Annotated in this window: 16 protein-coding genes and 1 tRNA gene; 12 read left to right on the top strand and 5 right to left on the bottom strand. The window is 44.9% G+C overall.

Annotated elements, in window-relative coordinates:
• Positions 1-67: 67 nt before the first annotated feature.
• From luxU to uvrB, 3 genes are all read right to left on the bottom strand, one after another.
• Positions 68-412 carry a quorum-sensing phosphorelay protein LuxU gene (gene luxU, locus AB4185_RS02590; protein WP_017062179.1) on the bottom strand — a complete coding sequence of 115 codons (345 nt, stop codon included), beginning with the start codon at positions 410-412 and terminating at the stop codon, positions 68-70.
• Positions 413-436: 24 nt separating this feature from the next.
• Entirely contained in the window at positions 437-1825 is a 1389-nt protein-coding gene (luxO, locus tag AB4185_RS02595) for a quorum-sensing sigma-54 dependent transcriptional regulator LuxO (RefSeq protein WP_004734031.1), read from the bottom strand.
• A 302-nt stretch (positions 1826-2127) separates the two neighbouring features.
• Positions 2128-4158 (bottom strand): excinuclease ABC subunit UvrB, encoded by a 2031-nt coding sequence (uvrB, locus tag AB4185_RS02600; RefSeq protein WP_372102871.1) that lies wholly within the window; start codon positions 4156-4158, stop codon positions 2128-2130.
• A 508-nt stretch (positions 4159-4666) separates the two neighbouring features.
• On the opposite strand from uvrB, the gene AB4185_RS02605 reads away from it, so the two are divergent.
• The 8 genes from AB4185_RS02605 to nth all read left to right on the top strand — a co-directional run bounded on the left by AB4185_RS02605 (position 4667) and on the right by nth (position 12265).
• Positions 4667-4742 (top strand) — tRNA-Asn (locus tag AB4185_RS02605).
• A 487-nt stretch (positions 4743-5229) separates the two neighbouring features.
• Positions 5230-5808, top strand: a complete 579-nt coding sequence (gene rsxA / locus AB4185_RS02610) for an electron transport complex subunit RsxA (RefSeq protein ID WP_004734039.1) — start codon at positions 5230-5232, stop codon at positions 5806-5808.
• A gap of 2 nt (positions 5809-5810) precedes the next feature.
• A complete protein-coding gene (rsxB, locus tag AB4185_RS02615) occupies positions 5811-6404 on the top strand; it encodes an electron transport complex subunit RsxB (RefSeq protein ID WP_004734040.1) in 594 nt (197 codons plus the stop codon).
• A gap of 7 nt (positions 6405-6411) precedes the next feature.
• Positions 6412-9084, top strand: coding sequence for an electron transport complex subunit RsxC (gene rsxC, locus AB4185_RS02620; protein WP_372134786.1), 2673 nt, complete (start codon positions 6412-6414; stop codon positions 9082-9084).
• Positions 9084-10130, top strand: coding sequence for an electron transport complex subunit RsxD (rsxD, locus tag AB4185_RS02625; protein ID WP_372134788.1), 1047 nt, complete (start codon positions 9084-9086; stop codon positions 10128-10130). The genes rsxC and rsxD overlap by 1 nt, the downstream gene beginning before the upstream one ends.
• 13 nt (positions 10131-10143) lie before the next feature.
• Positions 10144-10773, top strand: coding sequence for an electron transport complex subunit RsxG (gene rsxG, locus AB4185_RS02630; RefSeq protein WP_372134790.1), 630 nt, complete (start codon positions 10144-10146; stop codon positions 10771-10773).
• Positions 10773-11465 (top strand): electron transport complex subunit E, encoded by a 693-nt coding sequence (locus AB4185_RS02635; protein WP_012603531.1) that lies wholly within the window; start codon positions 10773-10775, stop codon positions 11463-11465. The genes rsxG and AB4185_RS02635 overlap by 1 nt, the downstream gene beginning before the upstream one ends.
• A 164-nt stretch (positions 11466-11629) precedes the next feature.
• Positions 11630-12265 (top strand): endonuclease III, encoded by a 636-nt coding sequence (gene nth, locus AB4185_RS02640; protein ID WP_017061172.1) that lies wholly within the window; start codon positions 11630-11632, stop codon positions 12263-12265.
• A gap of 180 nt (positions 12266-12445) precedes the next feature.
• Here the strand turns inward: nth and AB4185_RS02645 are convergent, their stop codons facing one another.
• Positions 12446-15199 carry a cation-transporting P-type ATPase gene (locus AB4185_RS02645; RefSeq protein WP_102321073.1) on the bottom strand — a complete coding sequence of 918 codons (2754 nt, stop codon included), beginning with the start codon at positions 15197-15199 and terminating at the stop codon, positions 12446-12448.
• Between the two features lie 765 nt (positions 15200-15964).
• Here AB4185_RS02645 and gloA point away from each other — a divergent pair.
• Positions 15965-16381, top strand: coding sequence for a lactoylglutathione lyase (gene gloA, locus AB4185_RS02650; RefSeq protein WP_004734046.1), 417 nt, complete (start codon positions 15965-15967; stop codon positions 16379-16381).
• 199 nt (positions 16382-16580) lie between these two features.
• Positions 16581-17015: a DUF2753 domain-containing protein gene (locus AB4185_RS02655; RefSeq protein ID WP_004734047.1), complete on the top strand. Its 435-nt coding sequence runs from the start codon at positions 16581-16583 to the stop codon at positions 17013-17015.
• 95 nt (positions 17016-17110) lie between these two features.
• Here the strand turns inward: AB4185_RS02655 and motY are convergent, their stop codons facing one another.
• Positions 17111-17992, bottom strand: coding sequence for a flagellar protein MotY (gene motY / locus AB4185_RS02660; RefSeq protein WP_017063457.1), 882 nt, complete (start codon positions 17990-17992; stop codon positions 17111-17113).
• A 188-nt stretch (positions 17993-18180) separates the two neighbouring features.
• Here motY and rnt point away from each other — a divergent pair, with 188 nt between their 5' ends.
• Together rnt and AB4185_RS02670 are read left to right on the top strand one after the other, a co-directional pair.
• The gene (rnt, locus tag AB4185_RS02665; protein WP_017061178.1) at positions 18181-18825 is read left to right on the top strand and encodes a ribonuclease T; all 645 of its coding nucleotides are present in this window, start codon (positions 18181-18183) and stop codon (positions 18823-18825) included.
• Positions 18826-18890: 65 nt separating this feature from the next.
• Positions 18891-20216 (top strand): Na+/H+ antiporter family protein, encoded by a 1326-nt coding sequence (locus AB4185_RS02670; protein WP_029235135.1) that lies wholly within the window; start codon positions 18891-18893, stop codon positions 20214-20216.
• Positions 20217-20285: the final 69 nt, after the last annotated feature.

Consider the following 20285-nt stretch of genomic DNA (forward strand, 5'->3'; position numbering starts at 1 on the left):
TTCAAGCGACAAACAACAAAAAAGGAGCATGCTGCTCCTTTTTTAATCTCAGTAATAACTCGCTGTTTTAAAGGTCCGTCATCAACTGCTGATATTCAGTGTACGTCGATAACAGGAGGTCTTGCATATCTTGAAAATCAATCTCGGTTACAGGCAACGCTTGCTTCACTTTTGCGTCTAAGCTAATCGCAAAACTACACAAAGAATCCGCACCAAAGCTTGCTGCGCTGCTCTTAAGCGCATGACTGATATCAGCCAAGTACTTAGAGGTATCCGACTCTTTATTTATCTCTAGGTGTTCGTAGTAGCCTTTCAACTCACCTAAAAAGATTTCCAGTAAAACCGGGACATTCTCTTGGCCTATTTCGCCGGCAAGCTCATCAACTTTTTGCTGATTTAATACTTTCGTCATTATTATTTTCTTATTGTTTGTTGATTACTGCTTCGCATTCCACGTTTGCAACTTACGGTATATCGTCGATGGACTGACATCTAAGAAACCTGCCGCACGAGGGATGTTGCCATCACACGCTTTAATGGCCTGCTCGATAGCCGTTTTCTCAGTGATCCACAATGGGAAAATATCTTTTACCGTGATGTCTTCATTCTGCTTCTCTTTCAATCGCAGACTGTTTTCAATCGGTTGGTTCAACGGTGGTGGAAGCATGTTGAGAGTAATCTCTTTGCCGTTATTCAAAACCACCACGTTCCGCAACACGTTTTGTAGCTGACGAACGTTACCCGGCCACTCATATTGATTAAAGCGATCAAGTACTTCCTGAGCAAAACGTACAAACGCCTTCCCCTCCTCGACCGACATATAGCCTAGCAGAGAATACGCGATCTCGATGACATCTTCACCACGCTCACGCAATGGCGGCAAGTGCAATGGAATCACGTATAAACGATAGTATAAATCTTCTCTAAAGCGACCTTCTTGTACTTCTTTCCAAGGGTCACGGTTGGTCGCACACACAAAACGAACGTCGACACTCTTCATCTTCGAAGAGCCGACTTTTTGGAAAGTACCGGTTTGGATAAAGCGCAGCAGCTTGGTTTGCAGCTCTAAGTCCATTTCGCACAGTTCATCAAGGAACAGTGTTCCACCATCAGCAAGCTCAGCAGCACCTTGGCGATCGGTCGCAGCACCGGTAAAGGCACCTTTAACGTGGCCAAACAGCTCACTTTCAATCAGGTCTTTAGGGATAGCGGCACAGTTAATCGCGATGAACGGCTTATCGCCACGCTTACTCGCCGCATGAATGGCTTCTGCACATACCTCTTTACCGGTACCACTTTCACCAGTAATGAAAATGCTCGCCTTACTCGATGCAGCAGAATCGATAGTTCGGTAAACCTGCTGCATGGTTTGGCTGCTGCCGATAAAACCTTGGTAGTTCTGGTTTCCCGGGTGTTCCGAGCTATTTTTAAGTTTGGTGGCTTTGCGGATCGCATTATTCACCGTAATACGGAGTCGGTCGGCTTCACACGGTTTGATAAGGAAATCTTGAGAGCCATGACGCATCGCTTCTACAGCGGTATCGATAGAGCCGTGAGCCGTCATGAAGATAACTGGAACTTCAGGGTATTTTTGTTTTACAGCAAATAGTACGTCCATACCCGTCATATCAGGCAGACGTAGATCTAATAAAATAAGGTCTGGGATTCGATGATTCAAACTCTCGATTGCATCGCGGCCAGTGCCGACAATGTTGATATCAATTTCGAGCGGTGTAAGATACGAGCGATATAAAGCTGCTACCGAAGCGGTATCCTCTACCATCAACAAATACTTCGATTTGTTATCTAGCGTTTTTGATTGCATATCCTAGCCATTTATAATTTGCATTTCTTATTATAGTCGCATTCCGCTTTGCATTATGCAAATTAGCCACAGTATTTGTAGTGTGTTTTTTTACTTGCTTCAAACAATCAATGTTTTATCTATCTGGCACGAACGATGCAACGGTATAAATGGCCTTCGGGTCACCTAGCCAACTGACGTTGTTAGTGGACCGATTGTTCACAAACGTAAGCCAGTAGAACATTTACTACTGGCTGTTTTTTTGTCTGAAACACTCTCAATTCTTGTGTTGAGGGGGATCAATTCTCGAGCGAAAAGTGAGATTAGCTGTTGGTAATAAACTGCTTTCTTAACTGCTCAATTTCATCACGCTTCTGTGCGGCCAATTCAAATTCCAGATTCTGAGCATGCTGATACATCGCAGATTCTAGCTTGCTGATCTCTTTATCAAGCTGTTGCGGCGTAAGTACTACATAACTTTCAGAAGGCTCTGCCACCTTAGATAGTGGAACTTGTTTCGATTGGCGCTGCTGCTTCGACTTGGTTAGATCACCTAGCTCCATAATGTCTTTGATATTACGTTTCAACGCTTGCGGCGTGATGCCTTGCTCTTCATTGTATGCTTGCTGCTTCTCACGACGACGATCGGTTTCATCAATCGCTTTTCTCATCGACTTAGTAATCGAATCACCATAAAGGATCGCTCGACCTTCCAAGTTACGCGCAGCACGACCAATGGTTTGAATCAGAGAACGCTCAGAACGCAAGAAGCCCTCTTTATCTGCATCAAGAATCGCCACCAGCGACACTTCAGGCATATCCAAACCTTCACGAAGTAAGTTAATGCCCACTAACACATCGAACTTGCCCAAACGTAGGTCTCGGATGATCTCTACACGCTCAACGGTATCGATATCCGAGTGCAAGTAACGCACTTTAACGCCGTGCTCACTTAGGTATTCGGTTAAGTCTTCTGCCATTCTCTTGGTCAACGTGGTAACCAAAACACGCTCTTCTTTCACTGAACGGATTCTGATTTCAGACAGCAAGTCATCCACCTGCGTCGCGACAGGTCTTACTTCGATGATTGGGTCTAACAGACCAGTAGGACGTACCACTTGATCAGCAATCTCGCCATCTGATTTTTCAATCTCGTAATTACCTGGTGTTGCCGACACAAAAATCGTTTGTGGGGCTATAGACTCAAATTCTTCAAACTTCATTGGACGGTTATCCAATGCAGAAGGCAGTCTAAAACCAAACTCGACCAAGGTTTCTTTACGAGAACGGTCACCTTTATACATCGCACCAATTTGCGGCACAGTCACGTGTGACTCATCGATGATCAGCAAACCATCATCAGGCAGGTAGTCAAATAACGTTGGCGGCGCTTCCCCTTCCGCACGGCCGCTCAAGTATCGTGAATAGTTTTCGATACCGGAACAGAAGCCAAGCTCAGTCATCATCTCAATATCAAACTGAGTTCTTTGAGAGATACGCTGCTCTTCCAAAAGCTTATTGTTGTCTTTTAAGTATTGAGCACGATCGCGCAGTTCGTCCTTGATGTTCTCAATCGCCTCAAGGATTTTTTCTCTTGGCGTTACATAGTGAGTTTTTGGATAAACCGTAAAGCGCGGCAAGTCTCTTTGTTTCACCGCACCAGTCAGAGGATCAAAAATACTAATGCAGTCCACTTCGTCATCGAACATCTCAATTCGAACCGCATCTTGGTCAGATTCAGCCGGAAAGATATCAATCACCTCACCACGAACACGGAACTGACCACGTTCAAAGGCGACATCGTTTCTTGAATATTGCAGCTCAGCCAATCGACGCAGGATGTCTCGCTGATCCATCACCTCGCCACGACTCAAATGAAGCATCATCTTCAAATAAGACTTAGGATCACCCAGACCGTAGATAGCCGACACAGAAGCCACAATGATGGCGTCTTTTCGTTCTAATAAGGCTTTGGTTGCCGAAAGCCTCATTTGTTCGATATGAGCGTTCACAGACGCATCTTTCTCGATGAACGTGTCCGTGGTTGGAACGTAGGCTTCAGGTTGGTAGTAATCGTAGTAAGAAACGAAATACTCAACGGCATTGTTTGGAAAGAAAGATTTCATCTCACCGTAAAGTTGAGCCGCCAATGTCTTGTTAGGCGCTAACAGAATCGCAGGTCTTTGAGATTGGGAAATGACGTTGGCAAGGGTAAAGGTTTTACCTGAGCCCGTTACCCCTAGTAGAGTTTGATGTGCCAAACCAGAATCTAATCCGTCTAGTAATTTGGTTATCGCTGTCGGCTGATCACCGGACGGGCTGTAGTCCGATACCAAGTCAAAGAGTTTACTCATAGGTCGCCATTTCCATACTGTTTTTTTAATCAGGTCATTGTCACTCTAGGAGGAGTGTCGTTGCAACAATTATCTAGAGAAATGCATCTTAAGATCAGAGATCAGTTATAGCTTTTATTTTTAGAACTTGGTATTATCCGTGCCCTGCAAAGTTTCCCCAGCTAAATTACTCGAATTTTAATCCACTACTTTTCCCCAAAAAACCTAAAAATACCGCTTGTTTTACTGTTCGTTTTATAATCTACAAAAGTTATACAATTGCGACATTTTGCTATAAATCTTTTAAATACATTACGTTAGATAAGGTTTTTACATTTTTCGATTTATCCCGATTATTGTTGTTAAAGTTTCACACACACACTTATCCACAATTTTGGTGGATAACTAAAGCAAAGCTAAATCCTATAAGGCGTTCAAGAAAGTAAAGTTTTTTATCTTACTTTTTTCTGATATTTTTTATTGACAGAAATCCGGACAATTATTAGAATTCGCGTCGCTAACAAGCAATTCCCCTTTAGTTCAGTTGGTAGAACGGCGGACTGTTAATCCGTATGTCGCAAGTTCAAGTCTTGCAAGGGGAGCCAAATTCAGAAAAAAGCTCAATCGAAAGATTGGGCTTTTTTCGTATATAACTGCGACTAACTTGTTCCAAGTTAATGTCACAAACCTAGCCGCCCGCGTTCAAGTCTCGACAAGGGGGCCAAATTTAAAGAAGCCGCATCACTCGATGCGGCTTTTTGCGTTTTAGTGCTTTGGGCTCGTATTTTACTCGCCTCTTTCACTCCTCTTTTTGATAGTTCTGAGCACAAAAAGCCACAAATATGACCCTATTCGTAGGAAGCAAATCGAGTTCAATTCAAGAATGATCTTATGAAAGATCCAATTCAACTACTCCTACAAACTTGTCTCACGAAGTAAAAATTGGCCGTCTATACTTACGGTAACTTTAATAATCAATCGATTACCTGATGTTTTTTTCACCAAGTGTCTAAATCCCTAGTGATCCTTGGTTGTTATTAGGTGAGCAAAGCAGGATAATATCGGGATCGGAATCTCAAGAATTAATCCATTATGACCGAATACCTTTTGTTGTTGGTTGGCACAGTGCTGGTCAATAACTTTGTGCTAGTGAAATTTTTAGGGCTATGTCCTTTCATGGGAGTCTCCAAGAAACTGGAGACTGCGATTGGCATGGGCCTCGCGACGACTTTCGTTCTGACGTTAGCGTCGGTATCTGCATACCTAGTAGAAACCTACATCCTTACCCCTCTGGGTATTGAATACCTGCGTACCATGAGCTTCATTTTGGTTATCGCGGTGGTCGTTCAATTTACGGAAATGGTCGTTCACAAAACCAGCCCGACTCTTTATCGCCTATTGGGTATCTTCCTGCCTCTTATCACCACCAACTGTGCGGTATTAGGTGTGGCACTTTTGAACATCAATGAAAACCACAACTTCATTCAGTCGATCATCTATGGTTTTGGCGCTGCGGTGGGTTTCTCTCTTGTATTGATCCTATTTGCTGCGATGCGTGAACGTATTGCGGTTGCTGATGTTCCAATGCCCTTCAAAGGCGCATCGATTGCGATGATCACAGCAGGCTTAATGTCTTTGGCATTTATGGGCTTTACTGGGTTGGTGAAATAAGCATGAGTACCATTTTAATTGCGATCATTGCGCTAGCCGTTTTAGCCGCTGTTTTTGGCGCTATTTTGGGCTTTGCTTCTATCCGCTTTAAAGTTGAAGCCGATCCTATCGTCGATCAAATCGACACCATTTTACCGCAAACTCAATGTGGCCAGTGTGGCTACCCTGGCTGTCGCCCATACGCAGAGGCGATCGCTAACGGAGACAAGATCAACAAATGTCCTCCGGGCGGCCAAGCAACCATTGAGAAGCTAGCAGATTTAATGGGCGTAGAAGTTGAAGACTCCGCTCATGACTTAGATAACAAAGTAAAAACCGTTGCCTTCATTCACGAAGATATGTGTATCGGCTGTACCAAGTGTATTCAAGCCTGCCCTGTTGACGCCATTGTTGGTGGCACCAAGGCACTGCACACAGTAATTAAAGATGAATGTACAGGTTGTGATCTATGTGTCGCACCGTGCCCTACTGACTGTATTGAAATGATTCCAGTGGCAACAACGACTGAAAATTGGAAATGGCAGATGAACATCATCCCTGTTACTGATATCACTAACCAAGCGACTGATGCGACTGCGTCAGAGCCTAAAGCATAGGGTTAGTATGATCTCTTTAATTGAACAAATTCGCACGGGCTCTATTTGGAACTTCCCTGGTGGCGTGCACCCTGCTGAAAACAAGAAACAGTCGAATACTACTGATATCGTCCATGCAAGGCTTCCAGAAGAAATCGTTCTTCCTGTGAAACAGCACATCGGTAAGCCGGGGAACCTATTGGTTGCTGCTGGCGACACTGTGTTAAAAGGTCAGCAACTTACAGCCTTAGACACAGGTTTTACTTTGCCAGTACACGCACCAACATCGGGTGTGATTACCGCTATCGAACCGCGAACTACCGCTCACCCTTCAGGCTTGAGCGAAATATGCGTGGTTATTAAACCTGATGGCCTAGACACTTGGATTGAAAAAAATCCAGTTGAAGATTTTTCGACAAAGACTTCTGACGAACTGCTTGATGTGATTCGCCAAGCTGGTATTTCAGGCATGGGCGGCGCAGGTTTCCCTACGGCTAAGAAGCTTCAATCAGGCTTAGGTCGTACCGACATTTTGATCGTCAACGCTGCGGAATGTGAACCTTACATCACCTCTGATGACAAGTTGCTTCAAGAACATGCCGACGAAGTATTAAAAGGCATCGAAGTGGTTGAACACATTCTTCAACCAAAGCTGACGGTTATCGGCATTGAAGACAACAAACCAGATGCGATAAAAGCACTTGAGATTGCAGCGAAAGACAAAGATATCGTCATTCGCGTTATCCCAACCAAATACCCTTCTGGTGGTGAGAAGCAACTTATCAAGATCCTCACCAACAAAGAGGTTCCAGCTGGCGGCATTCCTGCAGACATTGGTGTTTTGGTTCAGAACGTCGGCTCTCTTTACTCGATTAAGCGAGCGGTAATTGACGGCGAACCTGTGGTTAACCGCGTTGTGACATTAACCGGTAAAACCTTTAAGCAACCTCGTAACGTTTGGGCGCTATTAGGCACACCAGTACATGAGTTACTTGAAGAGTTTGGCTACAAAGCAGATAAAAAACTGCCGCGTTTAATTTTGGGCGGCCCGATGATGGGCTTTACCTTGCCGCATGCCAATGTGCCAATCACTAAAACGTCGAACTGTATTTTAGCGCCAACGCGTCGTGAGATTTCACCAAGCACTTACGAGATGGAATGTATTCGTTGCAGCGCATGTGCCGAAGCCTGCCCCGCATCACTTCTTCCTCAACAACTGCAATGGCATGCAAAAGCCAACGAGTTAGATAAGTGTGAAGAGCTAAATATTAAAGACTGTATTGAATGTGGTGCATGTGCATTTGTCTGCCCAAGCGAAATCCCTCTTGTTCAGTACTATCGCCAAGCAAAAGCTGAAATCAAAACTCGAAAAGATGAAGCCGCTGCTGCAGAACGCGCCAAGATTCGTTTTGAAGAGAAGAACGCTCGTATGGAGCGTGATAAAGCCGAACGTGAAAACCGCTTTAAAAAAGCCGCAGATAACCGCCGTAAAGATATGAAAACATCCGGCGGTGATGATGCTATTGCTGCTGCGATTGCTCGTGTTAAAGCACAAAAAGCCGCTGCGGATCAGGCTCCGAATGAAGAACCAGCAGTGAAACCTGCGGTTGCTGCCGCTATTGCGAAGGCAAAAGCGAAACAAGCTGCAGCTCAAAAAGCGGAAGGCGCTGAACCAGACAACTCTGAAATGTCTAAACTGCGTGAAGAGCGCAAGCGTCAAGCGAGAGAGCGCAAGGCACAACAAGCAGCAGCCGATACTCCTGCAGAAAGCTCAGGCGATACGAAGAAAGACGCCGTTGCTGCTGCGATTGCTCGCGCTAAAGCGAAGAAAGCACAGCAAGCGGAATCTGCTTCGGATGCTCCTGTTGAAAGCTCTGGCGATGCTAAGAAAGATGCTGTCGCTGCGGCCATTGCTCGTGCTAAAGCCAAGAAAGCTCAACAAGCTGAATCTGCTGCTGAAGCTCCTGCTGAAAAATCCGGCGATGCCAAGAAAGATGCTGTTACTGCCGCTATCGCTCGTGCTAAAGCCAAAAAAGCCCAGCAAGCGAAGCAAGCAGAAACATCTGAACCAGTGGTTGAAGTTGAAACCGAGACTCAATCGGAGCAAGTCGACCCTAAGAAAGCTGCTGTTGCTGCGGCTATTGCTCGTGCTAAAGCCAAGAAAGCACAACAAGCAGGTTCAGCTTCCGAGGCTCCAGTTGAAAGTACTGGCGACGCTAAAAAAGACGCCGTTGCTGCAGCTATCGCTCGTGCTAAAGCGAAAAAAGCCCAACAAGCAGAATCAGCTGCTCAAACCGAAAGTGAAGCTCCAGCTGAAAGCTCTGGCGACGCTAAGAAAGATGCCGTCGCTGCTGCGATTGCTCGTGCTAAAGCGAAGAAAGCTCAACAAGCTAAGCAAGACGAAACGGCAGAAACTCCTGAGCCAGTGGTTGAAGTGGAAGCTGAAACTCAACAAGAGTCAGTCGATCCTAAGAAAGCTGCAGTTGCCGCCGCGATTGCTCGTGCTAAAGCCAAGAAAGCACAGCAGGCTAAGCAAGACGAAACAGCAGAAACTCCTGAGCCAGTGATTGAAGTTGAAGCTGAAACTCAACAAGAACCAGTCGATCCTAAAAAAGCAGCCGTTGCTGCCGCTATTGCTCGTGCTAAAGCAAGAAAAGCACAGCAAGAGCTAGATAAAAAGAACAATGAGGAGAAAGAGTAGTGGCCTTCTTTATCGCCAGCTCACCGCACGCGCATAGCCGTAGAAGCACCCCAGATCTAATGAAATGGGTGGCTATTTGTGCATTGCCAGGTCTACTAGCTCAAACCTACTTCTTTGGATGGGGTACCCTCATCCAGTTAGTATTTGCTATTGCACTTGCTGTTACCTTTGAAGCAGCCGTCATGCTATTGAGAAAACGCCCGCCAGTAATGGCACTGCGTGATTACAGTGCTGTTGTAACCGCTTGGCTACTGAGTGTCGCGATTCCCCCACACTCTCCGTGGTGGATCCTCGTCATTGGTATGTTCTTCGCTATTATTATCGCGAAACACTTATACGGCGGCCTAGGGCAGAACCCATTTAACCCTGCGATGGTCGCTTACGTTGTTTTGCTGATTTCATTCCCAGTTCAAATGACCAGTTGGAATGCTCCCGCGAGCCTGACAGCAGAAGCAACAAGCTTTATTGACTCATTCTTGATGATCTTTACTGGCTTCAATAACGAAGGTTTGTCTCTGCAACAAGCACGCCTTGGCATTGATGGCACCACAATGGCGACGCCGCTTGATGCATTCAAAACGGCATTAACGGCAGGCAATACTGCCTCAGAAGCACTATCTCAACCTCAATTTAGTTGGTTAGCTGGCGTAGACTGGGAGTGGGTAAACCTTGCTTACCTAATCGGCGGTTTAGTGCTGATTAAGCAACGTGTTATTCAATGGTATATCCCTGTGGCTTTCATCGGCAGTCTTACTCTGTTTAGCTTAGTGTTCTTAGTGCTCACTCCTGGTGAAACCGCTTCTCCAACCATTCACCTTCTGTCTGGCGCGACTATGCTTGGTGCATTCTTTATTGCAACCGACCCAGTTTCAGCATCCACGACAGTCAAAGGTCGCTTAGTGTTTGGCGCTCTGATCGGCGGTTTAGTCTTTATCATCCGCAGTTGGGGTGGTTTCCCTGATGGCGTGGCGTTTGCTGTATTGTTAGCCAACATGTGTGTTCCACTGATTGACTACTACACCAAACCTCGCACATACGGTCACTAAGGGAGCGGATACCATGCTAAATGCAATTAAGAAAAACGGCCTTGTACTCGCGATTTTTGCGTGTGCTTCGACGGGTTTGGTCGCGGTAACTCACTACCTGACCAAAGATCAGATCAAACAACAAGAACAGGCTCAGTTACTGTCTGTTCTTAACCAAGTGATCCCAGACGATCAGCACGACAACGAGCTGTTTTCGTCTTGTACTTTGGTTCAAGCAGAAGAGCTTGGTACTGAGCAAGCGATGCCGGCTTACATTGCTAAGCTTAATGGTGAGCCAAGCGCGATTGCGATCGAAGCGATTGCACCAGACGGCTACAATGGCGCGATTAAAGTCATTGTTGGAATGAAAACTGACGGTACTATTTTAGGTACTCGCGTGCTTTCTCACCAAGAGACTCCGGGCTTGGGTGATAAGATTGATCTGCGTGTGAGTGATTGGATTCTTTCGTTTGCAGGTAAGCAAGTGACGGATTCTAATCTAGACCGTTGGAAGGTTCGTAAAGACGGTGGTGATTTTGACCAGTTTACTGGCGCTACTATCACGCCAAGAGCAGTCGTGAAGTCAGTCAAACAAGCGGTCCAGTACGTTAACCAAAACAACCAAGCATTGCTTGCTCAACCTCTAAATTGTGGTGGTGAATAATGAGTGACCATAAAACATTGATCAAAAATGGCATGTGGGCCAATAACCCTGCCCTAGTGCAACTTCTTGGGTTATGTCCGCTGCTGGCTGTATCGTCAACAGTCACTAACGCACTTGGGCTAGGCATTGCTACCTTGCTTGTACTGGTCGGCTCAAACGTTTCTGTTTCTTTGGTTCGTAATCATGTGCCAAAAGAAGTACGTATCCCAGTATTCGTAATGATCATTGCCTCGCTAGTAACCTGTGTTCAATTGCTGATGAACGCTTACGCCTATGGGCTTTACCTCTCTTTGGGTATCTTCATCCCGCTGATCGTAACCAACTGCATCATCATTGGTCGTGCGGAAGCCTTCGCTTCAAAAAATGAAGTGCTACCAGCGGCTCAAGATGGTTTCTGGATGGGTCTAGGCATGACATCAGTATTGGTCGTGTTAGGTGCGATGCGTGAGATTATTGGTAACGGGACCCTATTTGATGGCGCAGACCTGCTGCTTGGTGACTGGGCTTCGGTGTTACGAATCCAGATATTCCAATTTGATAACAGCTTCTTGTTAGCCCTGCTTCCACCGGGTGCCTTCATTGGTGTTGGTTTCTTAATTGCTTTGAAAAATATCATCGATAACCAAGCAAAATCTAGACAACCAAAACAAGAAAAACCAGTCATTGAACGCGCTCGCGTTACCAATGCCTAATAAGTTAAATTAGCTTAAACCTCGCTGAGTTAGCTCAACCACTCAGCGGGGGAAATCAGATCTAAACAGTACATATAATAATGACGCTCATAAGAGCGCGTAACCGATGATAAAGCAGAAGCAATCCAAGCTTCATGCCCTAACTATTTGAAAGTAATGTCGCTATGAACAATGTAAAACGAGTAGAAATACTTGAGCGTTTAAGAGAAAACAATCCAAAGCCAGAGACTGAGCTTAACTGGAACAGCCCATTCGAGCTGCTGATTGCCGTTCTATTGTCTGCACAAGCAACCGATGTCAGCGTGAACAAGGCGACGGATAAGCTGTACCCTTTAGCCAACACTCCGCAAGCAATTTTCGACCTAGGTGTTGATGGCTTAAAAGAGTATATCAAGACCATCGGCCTATTTAACTCAAAAGCAGAAAACACCATCAAAACGTGTCGTATGCTGCTTGACCTACATAATGGTGAAGTACCGGAAGATCGCGCTGCATTAGAAGCCCTTCCAGGTGTCGGTCGTAAAACAGCAAACGTAGTGTTAAATACCGCATTCGGTTGGCCAACCATTGCCGTTGATACTCACATCTATCGTGTATCAAACCGCACTAAGCTAGCGATGGGTAAAACCGTCGACGATGTCGAAGCAAAACTACTTAAAGTTATCCCAAAAGAATTCAAACTGGATGTCCACCATTGGCTCATTCTTCATGGACGTTACACCTGTGTCGCACGTAAACCACGCTGTGGCAGCTGTATCATTGAAGACCTCTGTGAATTCAAAGAAAAGAGCGAAGATTAGTCTTTCCGTTCACAACGATTAATCAATACGGCAGCGCTTAAAGCGCTGCTTTTTTATTGCCACTCTCTAGAATCCGCCTCTACATAAGTTTTCACTTCTAATTCTGCGTTCCCAAGACAACAGGCATAAAAAATCCCGCCTTTTATGGCGGGATTCAATTATTTAGCTAAGAAGTCTGTCTTAGATAAACTCCACTTTAGTCACTTCTTTGATAGCAGATAGAACAAATGTTGGTACTGCTGCAATGAAGATTAACGATATTAAGTGATTAAACTCTAGCGCTTCTGTGCTGAATACCAACTGACCGAAGCTTGTGTACACAACGCTTAAAGACAAGATAGCCGATACTGCCACCGCACCAAGTAGGTAGTGGTTAGTGAACGGATTCTTACGATAAATCGTTGTAAACGTACGTGCATCGAACAAGCTCCAAAGTTGAGCAAAGATCAGTGTTAAAAACGCAACGGTTTGTGCGTATTGAGCACTGTAACCACCGTCGAGTGCGTAAGAGAATGTCACAAAGCTTAGACCACCTAATGCGAGACCACGAGTTAGGATACGAGCGCCTAGACCATTAGAGAAGAAGCCTTGGTCACGTTTGCCTGGCTTACGCTCCATGAGATCTTTCTCTTCTGGCTCAACACCGAGTGCGAGTGCTGGTAGACCATCAGAAACGAGGTTAACCCATAAAATCATTAGTGGAGTTAGCGGAAGTACTACATCTGGTCCCATGAGTAGGAATGCAAATAGGATTACCGAAACCTCACCCACGTTCGCTGTAAGTGCTTGGCGGATAAACTTACGTAGGTTATCGAAAATTTGACGACCCTGACGTACCGCCTTCACGATAGTACTGAAGTTGTCATCCAACAGGATAAGGTCACCTGAGTCTTTCGCAACAGACGTACCTGTAATACCCATCGCAACACCAATGTCTGCACGACGCAGTGCTGGCGCATCGTTCACGCCGTCACCGGTCATAGAGGCAACTTCATTGTTCTCTTGCTGCGCTTTTACGATACGCAGCTTGTGCTCTGGAGTAACACGGGCAAATACTGCAACCTGAGAACAGATAGACAACAGCTTCTCGTCATCCATTTGGTCAAGCTCAGCACCCGTTACCACTAGATCGTCTTCGCTACGGATGATTCCGATTTCACGAGCAATCGCTGCTGCCGTGACTGCGTGGTCACCGGTAATCATTACCGTACGAACACCAGCGCTATAACAGCTATTTACTGCATCGCGTACTTCTGGGCGTGGTGGATCCATGATGCCATAGATACCCAGGATGCTGACGTCTTTTTCAAGCTCAGGGAAATCTAACTCAAGCTCTTCTTCTTTTAATTCACGGAAACCAACGGCAAGTGTACGCAGAGCATCACCACCAAAGGTTTGGATTGCCGCTTCAAAGTTTAAATGAAGCTCTTGAGACGGTGCGGTATCGAGAGCCAAGTTGCCTGAAACTTCACAGCCAACCGTTGGTACGAAACCACCGTCAACCATGAAGCTGGTTGATTTACCAAGAACAACATCTGGCGCACCTTTCAATGCTAGGAAGTGCTTACCTTGTGGGTCACGAACGATAACAGAAGCCATCTTACGACCAGAATCGAACGGGAACTTCTTAACGATTGAGTAGCCACCCGTTGATAGCATTTCATCTTGTTTAAGACCTGCTTTTGCAGCTGCAACAATTAGTGCACCTTCTGTCGGGTTGCCACGAACCGTCCATTTACCATCAGCATTTACATATTCAGCATCGTTACAAAGCGTTGCAACAACAAGACCTTTCATCATTGCAGGGCTGTTTGTCGCTTCGACATTGTGACCTTTGGTAATGAATTCGCCCTTAGGATCAAAACCTTTACCTGACACATCCCAGTAACGACCAGACACATCGTACGCTTTCATCACCTGCATTTGGTTTTGTGTTAGCGTACCGGTTTTATCTGAACAGATAACGGTTGTAGAACCAAGCGTTTCGATTGCTGCTAGCTGTTTAGCCAAAGCATTATTCTTAACCATCTTAGTCGAGCCCATCGTTAATACGATAGTAACCACCGTTGGTAAACCTTCAGGAATAGCGGCAACCGATAAAGAGATACCTGTTGTTAGGATTTCTAACCATGGCATACCGTGGTAAACACCGATAGCACAAACAATAGCAACAACCACAAGAGCAACAACCAATAATGCGAGTGCGATGGTGTCCATACGCTCTTGCATTGGTGTTTTCGTCTCTTCCGTTTGGTTCATCATATCAGCGATGTGACCAACTTCAGTTTGCATACCTGTGCTTGTTACCACAGCAAGGCCTGTACCTGTAGTCACGATTGTTGTCATGAAGCCCATGTTCTTCTGATCGCCAAGACCAAGGGTCTCATCTTCAAGGCGTTCAGACTGCTTATTCACTGGCTCAGATTCACCGGTCAGTGCAGCCTCATCTACCGTCAGACGGTTTGACTCAAGAATACGAACATCAGCAGGCAGAATATCGCCAGTATTAATTTTGATGATGTCACCAGGAACGAGGGTTTTAGCTGGAACACTGATCCATTTACCATCGCGCATCACTTCGGCTTCTGGAGCTGCCATTTCTTTTAGCGCTTCCATCCCTTTCTGAGCTTTAAATTCTTGCCAGAACGCGATACCAGTATTGATAAGGATAATCACTGCAATAGCAATAGCATCAATCGCGTGGCCAGTAGACCAAGAAACGATTGCACCAACAGCTAGAATAAAAATCAGTGGGTTTTTATATTGATGAATATACAGTTCCCACGCAGAAGCTGACTCTTGTGCAGTCAGTTCGTTAGTGCCGTGCTTCTCTAAGCGTGCATCCGCTTCAGAAGTTGATAAACCTGTCGTTTGATCTGCGTTCAGTTCGTTTAAAACATCTGAACTTTGTTGTGTAAACCATTTACTCGTCATTTGAGTACTCCACATCAATGCCTCACGCCGAGGCTAATGTAATAAAATAATACCTATTCTTATGTGATAGAAAAATCGCACAAATCAAAAGTGAATATTTAGTCGATTTGGTACGCTTGAAAAACTATATAGTAAGGATTGTCTATTTAGCAAAGATCGCAAAAGATACACTTGATACACACTTGACAACTACTTTGAAAACACAACCACATCAAACATCAAACATAAAACAAACAATACAAGCCCAAACTATTGTTTAAAAAAGATAAGCACAAAAAATAGACACCCTTTGCACTTTCGTAAAAACCATTGGTTATCGGCGTATTTTATCGAAAATTCCTTAATAACGAAGTAAAACATCGGAATAACCTTTCTATAAACAGGGAGATGTTGGCGTAATCATAAATTGATAAAATGGAAAGTTAGATGCCAATTGTAAAAACGAAAGGAAATCAGCAACAAGATGGAGATATAAGTCACAATTCAACAACCAAGGCCATTCTTGGCCATTACAAAAAAGACCAACACTCAAACTTACTATTTATGCAAAACTGCGAATTAAGCGCTAGTGACTGACAAATTAATAAGGCCGTCGCTCTTTAATTTCTTGTAATACAAATAAGAAAAAAGGCAGAGGGGGAGAGTAAGATAGATGATGAGAATAAGAAAATATGACCAAACTCATCATCTCTTTGGTGTTGCTTATGAGCTTGCTCATATATAGTGCTATAAAAGAAACAACCAATAACAAGCTAGGAGCAAATCATGTCAAACGGTCGTATTTTACACACCATGCTACGCGTGGGTGATCTAGACAAGTCTATCGAGTTCTACACCAATGTAATGGGCATGCAGCTATTACGTAAGAACGAAAACAAAGAGTACGAATACACACTGGCTTTCGTTGGCTTTGGCGACGAATCTCAAGGCGCAGTGATTGAGCTGACTTACAACTGGGGCACCACGGAATACGATCTTGGCTCTGCTTTTGGTCACGTTGCTATCGGTGTTGATGACATCTACACAACGTGTGATGCGATTAAAGCAGCTGGCGGCAACGTAACGCGAGAAGCGGGTCCGGTTAAAGGCGGCTCTACACACATTGCGTTCGTTAAAGATCCTGATGGCTACATGATTGAGCTGATTCAGAACAAACAAGCAAGCGCAGGTCTAGAAGGTTAATTCCTTAACCTCTTTGAGAAGTTGAGTTTGAACGCCTGATGAAATAAAAAAGAAGCGAGCACTATGCTCGCTTCTTTTTTATCACTCTCCCCATAATCGATATGCTTCACCAATTATTCTTAACAATCTCATTGATGAAACTTTACATGATAATGATTATCATTTAAATTAACCACCTATTGATTAGTGAGGTAATACAATGATTAGCGAATGGGAAAAACACACGTTACTTGCCGATACTGCATTGCAGCTCGACGATCCTGTACGAAGTATTCTTCATTATCAGCAGGCTTTGAACTTAAGTGAAGAAATTACAGAACGCACCGATATTCAAGCCGATGAACGCTTACTGATCTCGGTGATTTCTTGCCACAATCTTGCTCAATTCTGGCGTTGGGCTGGCGACACTGAATACGAGCTCAAGTATCTTCAACTGGCTTCTGAAAAGGTACTCACACTGATCCCTCAGTGCCCTAATACTCAATGTTCAAGCTTTATCGATTCTATTGGTTGCTGTAAGAAAGCGCTGATCGATTTCATGAAACGCCACCCAAACCCTAAAATTGCCTCTATGGTGGAAAAGATCGATACCGCGACCAACTGTGAAATGATCGCCCGCTTCCGCTTGAATTAAACAAGTTCCGTTAAAACAACGACTCCAAATTTAAAACATAAAAAAGCCCGTCATCAAGACGGGCTTTGTCATTTCAAAACAAGCTGTTGTTTAGCTTAAACCTGTGTGCGACCTAAAGAGATCACAACACGTCGGTTCTTATCTTTACCAATTGGCGAGTTATTGTCCGCAATCGGACGACGCTTGCCATAGCCTTGCACTTGGATACGATCTTCTGGCAGGCCTAGAGATTTGAAGTACTCTCTTAACGATTCTGCTCTGCGCTCTGAAAGGTTTTGGCTAATCCCTTTGCTGTCGACAGAGTCGGTGTACGTTGCCACCAGCACAAGGTCGATGTCTTGGTTATAGCGAACGTAATCGGCAATCTGGCTCAGCCTTTTACGCGACGATTTATTCAGCTGATCGCTGTTGCGGTCGTAATGCAAAATAGTGAAAGAGATATCTTCAAAGCTGTAAGGCAGCAGGTTAGCAACACAGTCACTGAACACATTGTATTTTTCTTGGAACAACACCGACGACAACGACACTTCGATACGTTGATCTCGGCTCTGCCACTCTTGGTAGCTGAATGTCGGATAACGCCCTTTCTCCAACTCACTCAAGATGCCCCAAGCTGTTTGACCGCCGACATAGCCGTCAAATTGCTGGAAGAACTTAATGGTTGTCATACGATCAGCACTTTCACCCGGACGCCAAGGTGGCGGCATAGAGATCAAGCTTACATTGCGCGTCGCACCCATTGGACGGCGCATTTTAAGCTCAAAGTCCAAAATGATTTTTTTACTCGCGCGAGATGAGAACTCAGCATCACCAAAGTTTGGAATTGGGTGGACCAAGCGACATTCAAGTGGCGTGTTGGCTACCATCTCCCATGTCGACTGTTGAGGAGATGCTCCGTAACGCTTTTCTTGTGCCATGACCGATGACGACACAAGTAGCGAAAATAGCATTGAACCTGTTATGAGTTGTTTCTTCATAAAGTGGAGTATCTCTTAAGCAATTCGTTTAACAATGCAGCCAATTGCCGCATTTTTCTCTCACGTTTAAATATGCAATTATCAAGCCGTAATGGGTTGGGTAATTTAAGATTTATTGCCCTTCCCTAGTTTTTATCACTGCTATTATCTGCAATAATGCAGCCTTAATCACACTTATTTGGGCTAACATGACTGTAGAAAACGAAGCTCTGACCCTAAAAAAACGCTTTCGCGGCTATTTTCCAGTGGTCATCGACGTGGAAACCGCAGGGTTTAACGCTGAAACCGATGCATTATTAGAAATCTGTGCCATTACATTAAAAATGGATGAGAACGGAGATCTGCACCCTGCATCAACGCTTCATTTTCACATTGAGCCTTTTGAAGGCGCAAATATAGAGCAGGCAGCATTAGACTTTAACGGAATTAAAGACCCATTTAGCCCATTACGTGGTGCTGTGTCGGAACAAGAAGCCCTTAAAGAAATCTACAAGCTAGTGAGAAAAGAACAAAAAGCTTCAGATTGCAGTCGTGCAATCATGGTTGCTCACAACGCTACATTCGATTTGAACTTCGTTAATGCGGCAAGTGAGCGCTGTAAGCTTAAACGCGTCCCTTTCCATCCATTTGCTACTTTTGACACTGCAGCTCTTAGTGGTCTTGCCTACGGTCAAACCGTTTTGGCTAAAGCTTGCCGCACTGCAGGGATGGAATTTGACAACAAAGAAGCACACTCTGCTTTGTATGATACGCAAAAAACCACAGAGTTATTTTGCGGCATTGTAAACAAATGGAAAGCCCTTGGTGGTTGGCCTCTTGTTGACGAAGAATAAAAAATAGAGTCGGTAAACGTTTTTTCGTATTGCCTTCATAAAAAACACAACATCCCGAGAATAATATGAATCCTGTTGTAATTTCAGTTTGCATCATGCTTGTTTTAGCTTTGATGCGCGTAAACGTAGTCGTTGCTCTGACGTTCAGTGCAATTATCGGTGGCGTAGCCTCTGGTATGAGCTTGAACGACGCAGTCGCGGCTTTCGAAAGTGGATTAGGCGGCGGTGCAACGATTGCACTTAGCTACGCTATGCTTGGTACATTCGCTGTTGCTATCTCACGTTCTGGTATCACAGATCTCCTTGCTCAAAGTGTTATCAAACGCATTCACGGCAAAGAGAACAGTGCAGCATCGACTGGTCTTAAATACGGCATGCTTGCGTCGTTGATCTTAGTGACCATGTCTTCGCAAAACGTGATTCCGGTACATATCGCCTTCATCCCAATCTTAATCCCACCTCTACTAGGCGTATTCGCAAAAATGAACCTAGACCGTCGTCTAGTTGCGTGTGTGCTGACTTTTGGTCTGATTACACCTTACATGGTGTTACCGATTGGTTTTGGTGGCATCTTCCTAAACAACATCCTGCTTAAAAACCTTCACGACAATGGTCTTGAAAACGTTGTAGCAAGCCAAGTACCTATGGCAATGTTGTTACCAGCAGCAGGCATGATCTTCGGTCTCCTTACTGCAGTATTCTTTACTTACCGTAAGCCTCGCCAATACAAAGAAACCTCTCACACTGTTGTTTCAACAGAAGTGAAAGAGATCAACAAGAAGCACATCTTAGTTGCAGCGGCGGGTATCGTAGCTGCGCTAACAGTTCAACTGTCGACGGGCTCTATGATCATCGGTGCTCTAGCGGGTTTCATGGTATTTACCTTCGGTGGCGTCATTGCTTGGAAAGAGACACAAGATGTCTTCACCAAGGGCGTTCACATGATGGCAATGATCGGTTTCATCATGATTGCAGCGGCAGGTTTCGCGGCAGTTATGAAGCAAACAGGTGGCGTTGAATCTCTGGTTGAAGCACTTTCAACAAGTATTGGCGACAACAAGCCTCTAGCAGCACTACTTATGCTAATTGTTGGTCTATTGGTTACTATGGGCATTGGTTCTTCGTTCTCTACGATTCCAATCCTTGCAACTATCTACGTTCCATTAGCAGCAGCATTTGGCTTCTCGCCTATGGCAACAATCGCCCTAGTAGGTACAGCTGCAGCACTTGGTGATGCGGGCTCTCCGGCTTCTGACTCAACATTAGGTCCAACGTCTGGTCTAAATGCTGATGGTCAACACGAGCACGTATGGGAAACCGTAGTTCCAACATTCCTGCACTACAACATCCCACTGATCGTATTCGGTTGGATTGCAGCCATGGTTCTGTAATTAGGTTTGTAGTTAAAGAGCCCTACACTCACTTTTATAAAGACCGCCTCGTGCGGTCTTTTTTGTCTC

It is taken from the genome of Vibrio sp. 10N.286.48.F5, from assembly GCF_041469785.1.
Lineage (GTDB): Bacteria > Pseudomonadota > Gammaproteobacteria > Enterobacterales > Vibrionaceae > Vibrio > Vibrio crassostreae_C.